Origin of the sequence: Flavobacterium sp. (genome assembly GCF_044341185.1) — a bacterium.
In the GTDB taxonomy this organism is placed as follows: Bacteria; Bacteroidota; Bacteroidia; order Flavobacteriales; family Flavobacteriaceae; genus Flavobacterium.
In genome coordinates, this window is the sequence record NZ_JBIISE010000038.1 from 1 (window position 1) to 17218 (window position 17218).

Here is a 17218-nt window from a genome sequence, read left to right on the forward strand (position 1 = left end):
TGTATAGCCATTATATTTAAACTGACTTACATTTCCTTTTAGTTTGGTATTCAAGTATTTTTTTAAAAATCCGGTTCCATCGACATCAACATTAACAGATGTACGACCCAAGTTTTTTTCCTCTAAAAATATACCTAAATCAAAGTTATCTAATTGAAACTTCCCTACATACGTGGCACGGTCAATAGTGTCTATTTTATCCATTTTAAAATCGCCCATAGCACGACCCAATTTCGAAAACAAATCCACATCAGCAATAATCCATTTTTCGGTAAGCTCTACTTTCCCTTTCAATTCAACTTTACCCAATTTTTGTAATTGTTTGGGTAAATTTTTCCCTAACAGATTTGGTAAAAGTTTACTAACACTTGCTTGGCTGGCTGATAATCTGTCGAAACTACCTTTCAAGTAAAACTTCTGGTCAGCTTTCCCAAAAATATTTTTAAGCTGAAGATTTCCAACTATTTCATTGTCATTTAAATCATTGAATTTTAAGTTATTAAATTTCAAATCATTTAACGTTCCTAAAATATGCGAATCGATATAAAATTTCTGATTTTTACCAAATTCAGGATAGAAGAAATTTAAGTCGTTACTCGAAATTTTACCTTCTTTAATATCCAAATCAAAAATAACTTTATTATTAAAATCTTTGAAATCTTTTCTATCGTAACGTAACTCTGTTTTTCCTTTAAACGAAGAGTTTTCCGTTTCTAAAATTAACTCGTTTAATAATATATTTTTTTTGGTATAGGTGAAATCCGAAGTTAAGTTTTTCATTATCAAACCTCTATGGTCTTTAAATGACATCTTATATACATATGCAAATACATTTGCACCTTTTACGTAAAAGTCGTCTAATTGCCCATTTAGACTTGAAAAATCTAAAATTTTGGGTTTTGTAAGATTTTGATCAATGTATCTAAATCGGCTATTTTGAAGTGATATAGAGTTTATTTTTAATCTAAATTTTCCACTTGAAGGTTTTAGAGGATTATCATCAAAAGCAGCAACAAATTTATCTAAATTAGTGTCTTTTTCACCTTTGTATTGAATGATTTTAAGGTCTAATCCATCCGCTTGTAAATCACCTAAATAAGGATGTCCGTTTTCGTATAATTTTTTATAACTTAAAATTGAAGTATGAATGCGGTTAAAATGAAACAGCGTATCGTTATGATGATCCTTTGCTAAAACGCCTTTTAATTTTACCCCTCCAAACGGATTAATAGCCACTTTTTCAATGGTAATTGATACACCAAAATCTTCTTTCAGTTGATCAGTAGCGTATTTCCCTAGCTTTGTTTGTACAACAGGTAAGGCTAATAGTATGGCTACTAGAAGCATAAAAAGCAAAATTCCAATTAAGGAACGAACCGCTATTTTTTTTACTGATTTAATATTTTATTTATTTAATTTTGCAAAACAAATCTATTTTTATTTGCTTATAGCAACAAAAATAAGCAATTTTGTAAGACATTTACAATACTTTTATACCAAAATTCATGCCTAGTACCTTAAATTCTGAAAATATATACACTTTAGCCATTGAAAGTTCTTGTGACGACACTTCTGCTGCTGTTTTATGCAATGACAAAGTACTTTCAAATATTGTTGCTGGTCAAAAAGTACATGAAGAATATGGCGGAGTGGTTCCTGAATTAGCATCAAGAGCACATCAGCAAAATATTGTACCTGTTGTAGAAATGGCTATTAAAAAAGCTGGAATTACAAAAGATAACTTAAATTGTATAGCCTTTACTCAGGGTCCTGGTTTAATGGGTTCGCTTTTAGTGGGTGGCAGTTTTGCTAAATCGTTAAGTTTAGGTTTAGACATCCCGTTAGTAGCAATTAACCACATGAAAGCACATATTTTAGCGCATTTTATTGATGAAGAAGGCTATGAAAAACCTGCATTTCCATTTATTGCCTTAACCATTTCTGGAGGTCATACACAAATTGTAAAAGTTTCCAGTTTTTTTGAAATGGAAATTATTGGCGAAACCACTGATGATGCCGTTGGTGAAGCATTTGATAAAAGTGCTAAAATTTTAGGTCTTCCATATCCTGGCGGACCCTTAATAGATAAATACGCACAAGTAGGCAATCCAAAAGCCTTTGCTTTTACCAAACCAAAAGTGGCAGGGTTAAACTTTAGTTTTAGCGGGCTAAAAACACAAATTTTATATTTTGTTCAGAAAAAAACAGCTGAAAATGAACATTTTATTACTGAAAATTTAAACGATATTTGCGCCTCTATACAACATACGATTATTGAAATTTTGATGGATAAATTAAAATTAGCCGTATCCGAAACTGGAATTACAAGAATTACAATTGGTGGCGGGGTTTCGGCTAATTCAGGAATAAGAAATACGTTAAAAGAAGCGGAATCAAAATACGGATGGCAAACGTTTATTCCAAAATTTGAATACACAACAGACAACGCTGCAATGATTGGAATTGTAGGTTATTATAACTTTTTAGAAGAAAATTTCAGCACAGCTGACGTCGTTTCTAAAGCAAGAATTGAATTTTAAAATTATGCAATTATTCTATAATTCCGATATAAAATCCGGTGATAAAACGTTTACTTTTGATAAAGAAGAAAGCAAACATATTATTAAAGTATTACGAAAACAAGAAGGTCATAAAATACATATTACTAATGGTTTAGGGTATTTATTTATTTCTGAAATAATTTTAGGATTAGAAAAAAAATGTGAAGTAAAAATTGTTAAAGAATCCTTTTTTAAACCATCCGCTTTTTACACACATATTGCTGTTGCACCTACCAAAATGCTCGACAGAATAGAATGGTTTTTAGAGAAAGCTACCGAGATTGGTATTCACGAAATTACGCCAATTATTTGTGAACATTCAGAACGAAAAATTTATAAAATAGATAGAGCTGAAAAAATCATTCAATCTGCTACAAAACAATCTAATCAGTATTATTTACCAAAAATAAACGAAGCCATTACTTTATCTGAATTTCTTAAAAAAAATCATTCAGGTCAAAAATTTATAGCTCATTGTGAAGAAACTGATAAAAAATCTTTTGCTAAGGAAATTATAAAAGACAATCCTATTACAATATTAATTGGACCTGAAGGTGATTTTTCCTCAAAAGAAATCAAATTAGCTATTGAAAATGAATTTATTCCTGTAACTCTGGGAAACACAAGACTAAGAACGGAAACTGCAGCTTTAGTGGCTTGCCATACAATTGTAATTCAAAATGAATAAATTTATAACTTTTGGAATTTTACTATTCTGGAACTTGGGATTATCTCAAAATATTGCTGTTTTAAAATATTCTGGCGGAGGCGATTGGTATGCCAATCCTACATCTTTACCAAATTTGGTGAAGTTTTGCAATCAGAATATCAATACAAAATTAAATCCTAAAGTCAATTCCGTTGATGTAGGAAGTGCAGAATTGTTCTTATATCCTTTTGTACATATGACGGGTCACGGAAATGTAGTTTTCAGCAATAACGACATTCAAAATCTTCAAAATTATTTAAATTCAGGTGGTTTCTTACATATTGATGACAATTATGGAATGGACGAGTATATTAGAAAAGAAATTAAAAAACTCTTCCCAAATACGGCATTAGTTGAAATTCCTAAAACACATCCTATCTTCCAAACGCCTTATACTTTTCCAAACGGGTTACCAAAAATTCATGAACACGACAACAAACAACCGCAAGCGTACGGTATTTTTATTGAAAATAGATTGGCACTTTTATACACATTTGAATGCGATTTAGGTGATGGTTGGGAAAACCAAGAAGTACACAACGACCCTATAAATGTTAGAGAAAAAGCCCTAAAAATGGGAGCGAATATTCTGAATTATGTTTTTTCTAACTAATTTTTTTTATCTTTGTTAGAGTAAGAATTCCAATCAATTAATGAGTTGGAAAAACAAATAATTTTTTATCATGCAAAAAATTCCAAGTGTAGACTTACGTGATTTCCTGTCGGAAGATCCGGCACGTAAACAAAAATTTGTAAATGAAATCGGAAAAGCCTACGAAGAGATTGGTTTCGTAGCCTTAAAAGGTCATTTTTTAGATGACAAATTAGTTGAAAATTTGTACAGCGAAGTCAGAAATTTCTTCACACTACCTATTGAAACAAAAGAAAAATATGAAATTCCAGGTATCGGAGGACAACGAGGTTATGTTTCTTTTGGAAAAGAACATGCAAAAGGACGTTCTGCTGGAGATTTAAAAGAATTTTGGCACTTTGGTCAATATGTTGATTCGAATTCTAAATATGCAAATGAATACCCTGAAAACGTAACCGTTTCTGAATTACCTAATTTCAATAGCACAGGTAAAGAAGCGTATAAAATGTTAGAAAAAACAGGAAACTACGTACTTCGAGCTTTGGCGTTATATATTGGATTGGATGAATTTTATTTTGATGCATACATTTCTGAAGGCAATAGCATATTAAGACCTATTCATTATCCACCCATTACAGATGAACCTAAAGATGGTGCAGTTCGTGCAGCAGCGCATGGAGATATCAATCTAATTACATTATTAATGGGTGCACAAGGAAAAGGACTACAGGTTCAAAACCACGATGGGCAATGGATTGATGCAATGGCGCAACCAGATGAATTAATGATAAATGTTGGAGATATGTTATCTCGTCATACCAATAACCGATTAAAATCTACGATTCACCAAGTGGTAAACCCACCAAGAGAATTATGGGGTACTTCACGTTATTCTATTCCTTTTTTCATGCATCCTGTTAGTGATATGAAATTAAATTGTTTAGCAGAATGTATCGATGAAAATCATCCTAAATTATATGAAGATATAACTGCTGGTGAATTTTTGCACGAACGTTTGGTAGAATTAGGATTAATAAAAAAATAAAAAATAGTTTTAATTCGCGTTTCGTAATTGTGATTCGGTTTAATCTACGAACAAAAAAATGGATTTACAAGACCAACTAAAAAACCTATTTCCTGACCATATTCCTTCAAATGAACCAGAAGAAAGCCAGGAAATTGCTCATGAATTATACGTTCAGAAAGAACCTATGATTTGTAAATATGAAAAAAGAAAAGGAAAAGCCACTACCATTATTGAAGGCTACGAAGGTACAGACGAAGATTTTAAAGTTCTTGCTAAAGAAATCAAAACAAAATTAAGTGTGGGCGGTAGCTTTAAGGATGGTGCGATTATTCTTCAAGGCGATTACAGAGATAAAATAATGAAAATGCTACAAGATAAAGGCTTCAAAACAAAACGTGTTGGAGGGTAAGTTTGTTTCAAGTTTAACGTTTCAAGTTTAAAATAAAATAACTTGAAACCTTAAACCTGAAACTTTAAACAAAAAATCATGATAAAATCATCAGAATTAATATTAAATCCAGACAGAAGTGTTTATCACTTAAACTTAAAATCAGAGCATATTGCTAATGATATTATTTTTGTTGGCGATCCAGAACGTGTGTCTAAAATTACGCAACATTTTGAAGCTATAGAATTTTCAACACAGAAAAGAGAATTTAAAACCGAAACTGGAATATACAAAGGAAAACGCATTACGGTACAATCAACTGGAATAGGTCCTGACAATATTGACATCGTCATGAATGAATTAGATGCCTTAGTTAATATTGATTTAAACACAAGAGAAATTAAACCAAATCACACCACATTAAATATCGTTCGAATAGGAACTTCTGGCTCGTTACAAGCTGATATCCCTGTGGATAGTTGGGTAATGAGCAAATACGCCATTGGTTTAGACAACATGCTTCGCTCCTATTTAATAGAAGAACATTCTAATTCAGAGTTAGAGAATGCTTTTATTTCGCATACCAATTGGGATGTTAGAAAAGGTAGACCTACTGTGGTATCGTGTGATGTAATCTTAGAGAACAGAATCTATTCAGAAAAATTTCACAAAGGATTTACAGGAACTGCTGGCGGATTTTACGGACCTCAAGGTCGTGTAGTCAGATTAAATATTCAGGATCCTGAATTAAATCATAAAATGGATACGTTTAACTATAACGGAACACGCATGACGAATTTAGAAATGGAAACGTCTGCAATTTATGGTTTAGGCAAATTGTTGGGTCATAATTGTCTGTCATTAAATGCCATTATTGCTAACAGAGCAGTAGGCGAATTTAGTTCGAACCCAGAAAAAACGGTGAATGAGTTAATTGCTTATACCTTGGATAAATTGGTAGGATAAAGCCTCAAAAAAAAATCCCATCACCCAAAACCTTAAACCAAAAAATGAAAGAAGTCAAAATAGCAGGCGTACCCGAACATTTTAATTTACCATGGCACATGTGTATTGAAAATGGCGAATTTAATGAAGCTGGAATCGATTTGCAATGGACAGACGTACCTGAAGGAACTGGAAAAATGTGTCAAATGCTTCGTGATAATGAAACCGATATTGCTATTATTTTAACGGAAGGGATAATTAAAGATCTAACTGAAAATCCACACAGTAGTATTGTACAAATTTTCGTAAAATCACCATTAATATGGGGAATTCATGTAGATGGAAAAGCCAAATATACTTCGGTTGCTGATTTAGAAAATAAAGTTTCCGCAATTAGCAGATTGGGTTCAGGTTCTCATTTAATGAGTTTTGTGAATGCTGAAAAAAATAATTGGAATACCAAAAATATACCTTTTGAAATTGTAAATAATTTAGATGGAGCCGTTGCAAGTCTTACTGAAGGAAAGTCAGATTATTTTATGTGGGAAAAATATACCACTAAACCTTTAGTAGATAATGGAACTTTTAAACGTGTGGGCGAATGTCCTACACCTTGGCCTTGTTTTGTAATTGCGGTTAGAAATGAATTTTTAGCGAAAAACATGTCTGTTGTGGCTTTAATTTTAGAAATAATAAACGCTACATCAGAAGAATTCAAATACATTCCAAGCATCGATAGAACGCTTGCTACTAGATATCATCAAAAATTAGATGATATTCAACAATGGTTGCAACAAACCCAGTGGAGTCAGAAAAATTTAGATGAAAAAACCTTTCAAATCGTTCAAAATAAATTATTTGATTTAGCTATTATTTCTAAAAAAGTTCCATTTCATCAACTTGTTAAAAACGTATAAAAAGACGAATCAATTTATGTTGATGTCCCATTTTTAACTACTTTTGAATGCTTAATAAAATCGAATTTTCGAAACATAAAAATGACATTTTTTCTAAAATCTTTTTTTGATAAAATATCCGCTTGGCTTATTGCAAATAGGCTTAGAGAAAATGTTATATTCTTTGTTTTATCATTTTTAATTAGTATTCCTGTTTTTATTTATTTCAGAAAAAATATTTATTATTTTGATGCAGAAATACCTTACGATAAAATTTCAGTTTTTATATTACTTTTAACAGTATTTATGCTGATTTTAAAAAGGTTACGTAAAAAAATTATATATTCAATTTTAATTTATTTTCTCATTTTTACGATTGCATCTGTACAAGGTAACTATTCATTATTTCAAGTGATAACGGCGTATAAAATCATTTTTTTAAGTGATGAAATGCAAAAAGAAGAAACTTTTTTAGAATCAAAAACATTAAAGCCATTTCCAAATAAATCTCGCGTATATAAAAGTGTAGATTTTTCCAGCTCCAAAGTCAGAAATTTTGCATTATTTGCTGTTAATTCACATTTTAAAAACACACCAAATTATCCGATTAATCGAAAACTAATTCAATATTTTGCAGTTTTTAAAGAAGTAAATAGCAGATGGAATTACGTAAACGATCCAAAAGGACAAGAATATTTTGCAAGTGGCAGCGAGAGTTTATTATATTTTTCTGGTGATTGCGATGACCATGCCATTTTGATGTGTGCAGCAATAAAATCTATTGGAGGCAGTATGCGATTAATTCATACAGGAAGACACATGTATCCAGAACTATTATTGGGCACTGAAAAAGAATTAGAAACAGCTATGTATCTAATTAGCAATGAGTTATTTAAAGACATTTCGAAAGGAAGAACGATATATTTTCATCGTGATGAAAAAGGAAAAATTTGGTTAAATTTAGATTATACCGCTCATTATCCTGGAGGGCCTTTTTTAGGTGAAGAAGTGTTAAGTGTTTTAGATTTACAACAACCTAATTCTACCATTCAATCGGCATTTTTTCAATAGATTTTAAATACGTATTGGTTTGACTAAAATGTTTATTTCCAAACCAAAATCCTCTATTGGCACTTAACGGCGAAGGATGTCCACACTCTAAAACAAGGTGTTTTTCCCTATTAATTTTAATTCCTTTTTTTTGTGCAAAACTTCCCCAAAGTAAAAAAACAATATTTTCGCAATTATTTGATATATAATCAATTAAGCCGTCTGTAAAAATGTTCCACTTTAAGTGTTTGTGGCTATTTGCTTCGTCTTTTCTAACCGTTAAACTGGCGTTTAAAAGCAAAATACCTTGTTGTGCCCAATGTTCTAAATTTCCGTTTGTTGGTAAAAATATTGAATCAAAATCGGAATTAATTTCTGCAAAAATATTTTTTAATGAAGGTGGAATTTTAATGCCATCATTTACCGAAAAACATAAACCATTTGCTTCACCTTCTCCATGGTAAGGATCTTGACCAATAATAACAACTTTTAAGTCATTAAATTTACATTTTTCAAACGCATTAAAAATTAAATCTTTTGGAGGAAAACAAATAGAACTATCATATTCATATTCAACTTCTTGAATTAGTTTTTTAAAATAATCTTTTTGAATTTCATCATGGAAAAATGATTTCCAAGATAAATCAATATTGTCATAGAGCATATTTATAGTTTTTACAAATATAAAACTTTATCTTTTGTAACTTTGCAATCATCATAGAATTTCAAAATGATTTCAATAACCGAAAAAACACTAAAAGATTTAGAGTTTCATACTATTTTACAGACCATTTCTGAGCGTTGTAATACAGAAATTGGAATGGAAAAAGCACTTCAAATTCAGCCTTTCAAAGACAAAGAAATTTTGTTTTCTGAATTGGCCTATACGAACGAATATGTAGCTTCTTTTAGTAATAACAATGCCTTGCCAAACCATGGTTTTGAAACAGTTACTGCTGATTTGAAATTATTAGCTATTGAAGATAGTTTCTTGGAATTAATAGCCATTAAAAAAATATTAGATTTAAGTAAATCTACCAATGAATATTTAAAATTTTTAAAGAAATTTTCAGATTATTATCCAGAATTATTCAAAAAATCTGCTCAAATTGAATTTACGCCAATTATTACGAAATCTATTGAAGAAATTGTAAATAAATTTGGAGAAATTAAAGATGATGCTTCCCCTGATTTAGTAAACATTAGACGAAGTATCAATGTGGTTCGAGGCAAAATCAACCAAAGTTTTGGAATGGCCTTGTCGCACTTCAATTCATTAGGCTATTTAGATGATATAAAGGAAACTGTTGTTGATAATCGCAGAGTATTGGCGGTTCAAGCGATGTACCGAAAAAAAGTAAAAGGATCTATATTAGGAAATTCTAAAACGGGTAGTATTGCCTACATTGAACCAGAAACTACGTTAAAATATTCTCGAGAATTGAATGTTTTAGAGTTTGAAGAACGAGAAGAAATTATGCGAATTTTACGTATGCTATCCGCTACCATTCGTCCTTATACACCTTTAATTTCTCAATATCAGGATTTTCTTTCTGATATGGATGTAATTGCGGCAAAAGCAAAATACGCTAATAGAATAAACGGAATACTTCCAAAAATCAATACTGAAAAGCGCTTGTTTTTTAGAGAAGCCTTCCATCCTATTCTGCTTTTAAATAACAAATTAGAAAATAAACCTACTTTTCCACAAACCATTGAATTAGAAAGTAATAATCGTATTATTGTGATTTCAGGGCCTAATGCTGGTGGAAAAACCATTTCATTAAAAACTATTGGTTTACTGCAATTGATGTTACAATGCGGGATGCTAATTCCAGTCCACGAACGTAGTGAAACGTTTTTATTTGATAGAATTTTAACTGATATTGGCGACAACCAATCCATTGAAAACCATTTGAGTACCTACAGTTATCGTTTAAAGAATATGAATTATTTCTTAAAAAAATGTAACGATAAAACCTTATTTTTAATTGACGAATTTGGTACAGGTTCTGATCCTGAATTAGGTGGGGCTTTAGCAGAAATTTTCTTAGAAGAATTTTACGACCGAGAAGCCTACGGAATTATCACCACTCATTATACGAATTTAAAAATATTAGCTAACGAATTGCCTTTTGCCAGTAATGCCAATATGTTATTTGATGAAAAGTCATTAGAGCCGATGTATAAATTACATTTGGGTCAGCCTGGAAGTTCGTTTACTTTTGAAGTGGCTCAGAAAAATGGGATTCCTTATGGTTTAATTAATCGTGCCAAAAAGAAAATTGAAAATACAAAAGTACGATTTGATAAAACCATTGCTACTTTACAAAAAGAGCGCTCGAAAATGGAAAAAACGTCTGTTTCTTTAAAAGAAGAAGAAACCAAAGCGCGTGAAGAAAGTAAGAAAATGGAAACCATAAATAGTAAAATTCAGGATAAATTAGAACGTTATCAGGAATTGTACGACGCGAATCAGCGTATGATTTATATGGGACAAAAAATTGATGATATTGCCGAAAAATACTTTAATAATAAAGACAAAAAGACTTTAATTGGCGAATTTTTAAAAGTAGTTGAAATTGAAAATTCGAAACGTAAAAAAATATCAGCTAAAGAGAAAAAAATAAAAGAAGTTGTTGTAAAACAAGTGATTGCTGAAGTAAACGTTAAAGTAGAAGAAATTCGTACTGAGAAAAAAGAAAAGAAAATCAAAGCCAAATTGATTCCTGAGAAACCTGCTGTAGTTTTAAAAGTTGGCGATAGAGTTCGTATGAAAGATGGAAAAGCTATCGGAACCATAGAGAAAATTGAGAAAAATAAAGTTTCTGTAAACTATGGTGTTTTTATTTCAAAAACTAATTTAGAAAGTTTGGAATACGTTCAACCAAGTTAATGAGGCAATTTGATAATTAGTCAATGTGCCAATATTTGAATTAATTTACCTAAGGTAAATTAGTAAAGGCTTTCGCCATTTAAATCTGTTGTCAATACATCGCTCATATAATTAAAAAAAGGTCGCATCGCTGCAAAAGTGGCGATTACTTCTTCTCTAAAATTTGGTGACATTACTTCTTTGTTGGTGAATTTTCTGGTTAGCAAATATTGCTTTTTTCTAATTAAATCAATATCTGGATGTGTTTTATCGAAATTTTTTGGGGCGGTTTTTAATTCTTCACCTTCCAAAGTTCCAAACATTTTTTTGAATGTAGTATTTGAAATAATTTCTCTCAAATCAGAAGCGTCTAATTCAATTTCTTTTCTAATTCGTAATAAATCTTCATTGTTGGGTGCCCAAAATCCGCCGCCAACAAAACTTGCTTCATTTTCAATATGTAAATACATTCCGCCACGAAGCATCGGTTTAGTTCTGGAAAATCCAACAGAAAAATGATTTTTATAAGGCAACTTATCTTTAGAAAAACGCACATCTCTATAAATTCTAAACACTTGCATTTTATCTAAACTATCTATTTTTTCCAAATCAGTATAGACTTCTGTAAAAAAAGCTTTAGCCAAATTATTTTCGGTTTCAAAGCGTTTTTTATTTTCGGTAAACCAGTCGCGATTGTTGTTTTTAGCAAGTAAATCTAAAAATTCAAAAGTTGATTTTGTTAGCATAACAAGTTATTAAAATTAAATTGAATCATTTAGTTTACTGTTTTTATAACTGAAGGCAAAATAAACTACCAATCCAATAACCAACCATACGCCAAACCACATCCAATTAGAAACCGCCATTCCTGTTAACAAATAACAACAAGAAATTAATCCTAATAATGGAATTAATGATAAGTTCTTAGTGAAGGATAAAACTGTCATTACTATACAAACAAGTATAAAAACCAACATGGGTATGTTTGTAGCTAATTTATCTATTGAAAAATCGAAAAGATTTGTAAAGAAATCTGGAACATATTTAACAATTAAAACAGTTGCAATAGCAACTAATACAGGAAAAATAAACTTAGAATTCACATACGGAATTCTGAATTTTCCTTTGGTTTCGCGTTCTGCAATTTCGGCTTCGCTTTGAGGAGAAAGCATTAAAACGCCACCACAAACTAAAACGAACGCAAATAAAGTTCCAATACTTGTAAAATCTAATACAAAATTTTCGTCAGTAAAAAAGATTGGAATTCCTACTACTAAACCCGTAACAAGAGTAGCAAAACTTGGCGTTTTGTATTTAGGATGAATAGTTGAAAAACGCTTTGGCATTAAACCATCACGACTCATCGTCATCCAAATTCTAGGTTGTCCCATTTGAAATACCAATAACACACTTGTCATAGCTACAACTGCAGCAATTGAAACCACAAACAACATCCATTTTACGCCTTTTAAAGCAAATATTTCAGCTAAAGGATCACTAACACCAAGCAGTTCATATGAAACCATTCCTGTAATAACCAGTGCTAAAACTATAAAAACTATGGTACAAATTACTAATGAATAAATCATACCTTTTGGTAAATCGCGTTGTGGATTTTTACTTTCTTCTGCTAAAGTAGAAACTGCATCAAAACCAATATAAGCAAAGAAAACAGCAGAAACACCGCCCATTACTCCGCTAAAACCATTTGGCATAAAAGGCGTCCAATTATCAATATCTACATAAAAAGCACCTACAATTATTACCAAGGCAATTATTGCTAACTTTATATACACCATAGCATTGCTAAAGTTTTTAGATTCTTTTGTACCTCTGTAAACCAAATAAGTAATTAAAATATTAATAACCACCGCTGGTAAATCGAAAATTACTTTCAAATTCCCTAACATTGGCGCGTTTTTCCACGCTGCTAAACCTTCATCACCTTTACTTGCAATAAAAGCCGCGTGTGCTGATTTATAATTTATGGTTAACCATTCTGGAAAATGAATTCCAAAACTTTCTAATAAATTTGTGAAATAACCACTCCAAGAAAAAGCAATATAAATATTACCTATAGAATATTCCATAATTAATGCCCAACCAATTATCCAAGCAAAAAGTTCTCCAAAAGAAACGTAAGCATACGTATACGCACTACCAGAAACAGGCACACGAGAAGCAAATTCGGCGTAACACATTGCTGTAAAACCACAAGCAATGGCACACATAATATACAAAAGTACTACGGCAGGTCCGCCTGAAAAACAAGCGTTTCCGATGGCACTAAATGTACCACCACCAATAATAGCTGCAATTCCAAAAAAAGTTAAATCTTTTACTGTCAATACTTTATTTAAACCTGAATGATCACCATCGCCGCCTTGTTTTAATATTGTTGTAATTGATTTCTTTCTGAAAATTTTCATATTATTATATATTTTGGTTAGCAAAGCAAATATAGAATTAAAATTGTAATTGTTTTCAGTTATTAATATGAAAAATCAATAATCAAAATCTATTATTAAATAAATTTATATAATCAAAACATATTGTTTTGTTGTAAAAATGCCGTAAATTTGCATTAGAAAATTAATTAAAAATAAAATAATTATGGCATTAGTAGGAAAACAATTCCCAAACATTACAGTTGACGCAATCTCAGATATGGGCGACAACTTAAGAATTAACGTTTTAGAAGAAGCAACAAAAAACAACAAAAAAGTATTATTATTTTGGTACCCAAAAGATTTTACATTTGTATGTCCAACAGAATTACACGCATTTCAAGCGGCTTTACCAGAATTTGAAAAAAGAAACACAATTGTTATTGGTGCTTCTTGCGATACAAACGAAGTACACTTTGCTTGGTTAAATACAGCTAAAAATAACGGTGGTATTGAAGGTGTTACGTATCCATTATTAGCAGATACAACGCGTAATTTAGCAAACGCTTTAGATATTTTAGATGTAGCTGATGAATTTAACGAAGAAACTGGTGATTATTTATTAACTGGATCAAATGTTACTTTCCGCGCTACATATTTAATTGACGAAACAGGTAAAATTTTCCACGAAAGTGTAAATGATATGCCTTTAGGTAGAAATGTAAACGAATATTTACGTTTAGTTGATGCGTACACACACGTACAAACTAAAGGAGAAGTTTGTCCTGCAAACTGGGAAGAAGGAAAAGATGCTATGAGTGCTGACAGAAATAGTACGGCAAGTTATTTAGCTTCACACTAATAATTTTTGTTTCAGGTTTCAGGTTTTTTCAACTTGGAACTTGAAACATAAAACTTTAAATTAAAAAAAATGTTTCAAGAAATCGAAAAAGATAATTTAGCTGAAATATTAGCTAATAATGAAGTTGTATTGGTACAATTTTCTGCAACTTGGTGTGGAAACTGTCGTATTATGAAACCAAAATTTAAAAAAATGGCTTCTGAAAATGAAAGCGTACCTTTTTTGGTTGTAGATGCAGAACAGTTTACAGAATCAAGAAAATTGGCTAATGTGGATAATTTACCAACATTTGCTGCTTTTAAAAATGGAGTATTAGTAAATCAAACACAAACAAATAAAGCTGAAGTTTTAGCGGAATTAGTAGCTCAAGTACTATAAATTTAGACAAGTTAGACTTCTTAGAAAATTAGAAAGTCTACAAATCTAAATTGTCTATAAATCTAAAATCTAACAATATGAAATTACCTGTAATAAAACACTTGACACAATTTATTGAAGAAAATGATGCCGATTATATAATTGAAACAATAGCTGTTTTAGAACACTTAACAGAATTAGAATCCTTAAAAGATGAAGAATTAGATGTTATAGGTGAGTTAATTTCAAATATGTATGGAGCCATTGAAGTAAATAAAATGATTCGAGTCGGAAAAGATAAAAAAACGGCTCTTAATGATTTTATGAAACGGGTTTTAGGAGCCATTGATAAATAAAAAAAAACGCTCAAATTGAGCGTTTTTTTTTATATTTTATATTCTTTCGTAGTACATAGCTTTTACTACTCCATCAGCTAATCCTATTTTTGGTACATAAATATGATTGGCACCACTCCATCGCATCGCACTTAAATATATGGAAAGTGCAGGAATAATTACATCGGCACGGTCGGTATTTAAACCTAATTCGGAAATTCTTTGTTCGTATGTTAAAGCGTTTATATGATCAAATTGCGATTTTAAATACTTGTATGTCAATGGTTTATCTTGCGTTTTACCTGATAATTTAAATGCCTTATTGATATTCCCGCCAGAACCAATCATAGTAATGTTTTTTAAGCCTTCAGTATTGGTTTTTATCCATTTTTCAATTTCTTGCCAAACTACTTCGTTAACCATATTATTCAGCATTCGAACGGTACCGTTTTTGAATGATTTTGACACCAACATTTTCCCATCAGAAAACAAAGAAAATTCGGTACTTCCTCCACCAACATCTACGTAAAGATAATTTTCATTTGTTTTTATAAAGTGATGCAAATCAGAAGAGGCTATAATTGCGGCTTCTTTTTTACCATCAATAATTTCAATTTTAATGTCTGTTTTTTTCTTTATGATTTCGGCAACTTCTTTACCGTTATATGCTTCACGCATAGCAGAAGTGGCACAAGCCATAAATTTTTCGACTTTATATACTTTCATTAATAATTTAAATGCGTGTATAGCATCAATCATTCTGTCGATATTTTCCTCCGAAATTTCACCTACTGTAAAAGCATCTTGTCCTAAACGAATAGGCACACGAATTAAGGCACTTTTATTAAATTGTACTTCTTTGCCTTTTTGCTCAATAATATTTGTAATTAACAATCGCATCGCATTGGAACCAATATCTATTGCAGCATATTTTTTTATTTGAATCATTAATATGTTTATATTATTTCAGGAAGTATTACTTCCAATTTGTTCTGATAGTGTTTGTACATTTCTTGTTGGGCTCTAAATACTTTATCTTCGCCACGTTTTCTGTATAAATTTTCAAATTTATCTGAATGTAAACGTGCTTTTACGTTTGCTTTCCAACCAATTTCAAAAGTATCAATTAAATCTTGTTTAATTTCTTCATCGTAAATTGGGCAAGTAACTTCAACTCGAGCATCAATATTTCTCGTCATAAAATCAGCTGATGAAATAAATATTTCGGGATTGTTATTATTACCAAATATAAACACACGTGAATGTTCTAAATAATTATCGACAATACTAATTGCCTCGATGTTTTCACTGTAATTTTTTAATCCTGGAACCAAACAACAAATACCTCTAATTATCAATTTAATTTTCACACCAGCGTTACTTGCTTCGTATAATTTATCTATCATTTTATAATCTGATAAACTATTCATTTTTAGATTAATATAAGCTGGCAAACCTTCAGATGCGTTTTTTATTTCTCTATCAATCAATTTGACAAAACGGGAACGAGTATAATGAGGCGATACGATTAAATGTTTATAACGATGTACTCTATAATTCACTTCAAAAAATTCGAATACTTTAGACATATCTTTCAAAATTTTTGAGTCACTTGTAAACAACGTTACATCGGTGTAAATTTTAGCAGAAGATTCACTGAAATTTCCTGTAGAAACAAATCCGTATCTCTTAATTTCATCGTCTTCCAATCGTTCTACTAAGCAAATTTTACTGTGTACTTTTAGTCCTTTAACACCAAAAATTAAGTTAATACCTTCTTCTTGCATTTGTTCTGCATAAGAAATGTTACTTGCCTCGTCAAAACGGGCTTGTAATTCAATTTGAACTGTAACTTTCTTTCCGTTTTTTGCAGCATTTATAAGCGAACTTACAATTTGTGAGTTTTTAGACAAACGATACAATGTAATTTTTATAGATTGCACTTTAGGATCCAAAGCTGCTTCTCTTAAAAATCGAATAACATAAGAGAAAGATTGATATGGTGCGTGCAATAAATAATCTTTTTCTTTAATGCTTTGCAGCATACTTCCATCCAAACTTAAACCTTGAATAGGTAGTGGGACATTTTGTTTGTACAACAAATCGTATCGTCCAAGATTAGGAAAATCCATATAATCTCTTCGGTTATGATATCTTCCACCAGGAATAATGGAATCGGAGCTATCAATTTTCATTCTATTTAGAAAAAATTCTAGGGTATCTTTCTCAATTGC

General features: G+C 30.9%; 17 protein-coding genes and 1 pseudogene. 12 read left to right on the plus strand and 6 right to left on the minus strand.

The annotated features are described in order from the left end of the window. Positions 1 to 1347: pseudogene (locus tag ACIQZ1_RS08270) on the minus strand (translocation/assembly module TamB); the annotation flags it as partial. 158 nt (positions 1348 to 1505) lie between these two features. On the opposite strand from ACIQZ1_RS08270, the gene tsaD reads away from it, so the two are divergent. The 8 genes from tsaD (at position 1506) to ACIQZ1_RS08310 (ending at position 8189) form a co-directional block, all read left to right on the plus strand. Beyond that, positions 1506 to 2540, plus strand: coding sequence for a tRNA (adenosine(37)-N6)-threonylcarbamoyltransferase complex transferase subunit TsaD (tsaD, locus tag ACIQZ1_RS08275; protein ID WP_396160500.1), 1035 nt, complete (start codon positions 1506 to 1508; stop codon positions 2538 to 2540). 4 nt (positions 2541 to 2544) lie between these two features. Next, entirely contained in the window at positions 2545 to 3249 is a 705-nt protein-coding gene (locus ACIQZ1_RS08280) for a 16S rRNA (uracil(1498)-N(3))-methyltransferase (protein ID WP_396160501.1), read from the plus strand. Then, complete coding sequence (locus ACIQZ1_RS08285; protein ID WP_396160502.1) at positions 3242 to 3883, plus strand: DUF4159 domain-containing protein; 642 nt, start codon at positions 3242 to 3244, stop codon at positions 3881 to 3883. The genes ACIQZ1_RS08280 and ACIQZ1_RS08285 overlap by 8 nt, the downstream gene beginning before the upstream one ends. A gap of 70 nt (positions 3884 to 3953) precedes the next feature. Then, positions 3954 to 4907, plus strand: a complete 954-nt coding sequence (locus ACIQZ1_RS08290) for an isopenicillin N synthase family dioxygenase (RefSeq protein WP_396160503.1) — start codon at positions 3954 to 3956, stop codon at positions 4905 to 4907. Positions 4908 to 4965: 58 nt separating this feature from the next. Further along, a complete protein-coding gene (locus tag ACIQZ1_RS08295; protein ID WP_396148928.1) occupies positions 4966 to 5298 on the plus strand; it encodes a translation initiation factor in 333 nt (110 codons plus the stop codon). 78 nt (positions 5299 to 5376) lie between these two features. Continuing rightward, the gene (locus tag ACIQZ1_RS08300; protein ID WP_396160504.1) at positions 5377 to 6243 is read left to right on the plus strand and encodes a nucleoside phosphorylase; all 867 of its coding nucleotides are present in this window, start codon (positions 5377 to 5379) and stop codon (positions 6241 to 6243) included. 44 nt (positions 6244 to 6287) lie between these two features. Then, complete coding sequence (locus ACIQZ1_RS08305) at positions 6288 to 7139, plus strand: substrate-binding domain-containing protein (protein ID WP_396160505.1); 852 nt, start codon at positions 6288 to 6290, stop codon at positions 7137 to 7139. A 429-nt stretch (positions 7140 to 7568) separates the two neighbouring features. Then, on the plus strand, positions 7569 to 8189 hold the full coding sequence (locus ACIQZ1_RS08310; protein ID WP_396160506.1) for a hypothetical protein: 621 nt from the start codon (positions 7569 to 7571) through the stop codon (positions 8187 to 8189). Here the strand turns inward: ACIQZ1_RS08310 and ung are convergent. Next, complete coding sequence (gene ung, locus ACIQZ1_RS08315; RefSeq protein ID WP_396160507.1) at positions 8161 to 8832, minus strand: uracil-DNA glycosylase; 672 nt, start codon at positions 8830 to 8832, stop codon at positions 8161 to 8163. The genes ACIQZ1_RS08310 and ung overlap by 29 nt on opposite strands. A gap of 66 nt (positions 8833 to 8898) precedes the next feature. Between ung and ACIQZ1_RS08320 the strand changes: the two genes are divergently transcribed. Then, on the plus strand, positions 8899 to 11064 hold the full coding sequence (locus tag ACIQZ1_RS08320; protein WP_396160508.1) for a DNA mismatch repair protein MutS: 2166 nt from the start codon (positions 8899 to 8901) through the stop codon (positions 11062 to 11064). 59 nt (positions 11065 to 11123) lie between these two features. On the opposite strand, the gene ACIQZ1_RS08325 is transcribed toward ACIQZ1_RS08320, so the two are convergent. Both ACIQZ1_RS08325 and ACIQZ1_RS08330 read right to left on the minus strand, forming a co-directional pair. Continuing rightward, positions 11124 to 11789, minus strand: coding sequence for a DUF2461 domain-containing protein (locus ACIQZ1_RS08325; protein WP_396160509.1), 666 nt, complete (start codon positions 11787 to 11789; stop codon positions 11124 to 11126). Positions 11790 to 11804: 15 nt separating this feature from the next. After that, entirely contained in the window at positions 11805 to 13472 is a 1668-nt protein-coding gene (locus ACIQZ1_RS08330) for an amino acid permease (RefSeq protein ID WP_396160510.1), read from the minus strand. A 184-nt stretch (positions 13473 to 13656) separates the two neighbouring features. On the opposite strand from ACIQZ1_RS08330, the gene ACIQZ1_RS08335 reads away from it, so the two are divergent. From ACIQZ1_RS08335 to ACIQZ1_RS08345, 3 genes are all read left to right on the plus strand, one after another. Next, positions 13657 to 14292 (plus strand): peroxiredoxin, encoded by a 636-nt coding sequence (locus ACIQZ1_RS08335; RefSeq protein WP_396154324.1) that lies wholly within the window; start codon positions 13657 to 13659, stop codon positions 14290 to 14292. Positions 14293 to 14361: 69 nt separating this feature from the next. After that, a complete protein-coding gene (locus ACIQZ1_RS08340) occupies positions 14362 to 14670 on the plus strand; it encodes a thioredoxin family protein (protein WP_396160511.1) in 309 nt (102 codons plus the stop codon). A gap of 77 nt (positions 14671 to 14747) precedes the next feature. Continuing rightward, a complete protein-coding gene (locus tag ACIQZ1_RS08345; RefSeq protein WP_396160512.1) occupies positions 14748 to 15005 on the plus strand; it encodes a DUF6952 family protein in 258 nt (85 codons plus the stop codon). Positions 15006 to 15041: 36 nt separating this feature from the next. Here the strand turns inward: ACIQZ1_RS08345 and ACIQZ1_RS08350 are convergent, their stop codons facing one another. After that, positions 15042 to 15932 carry an exopolyphosphatase gene (locus ACIQZ1_RS08350; protein ID WP_396160513.1) on the minus strand — a complete coding sequence of 297 codons (891 nt, stop codon included), beginning with the start codon at positions 15930 to 15932 and terminating at the stop codon, positions 15042 to 15044. Between the two features lie 8 nt (positions 15933 to 15940). Beyond that, positions 15941 to 17218 (minus strand): polyphosphate kinase 1 (gene ppk1, locus ACIQZ1_RS08355; protein WP_396160514.1); only part of this gene is annotated, 1278 nt, incomplete at its 5' end.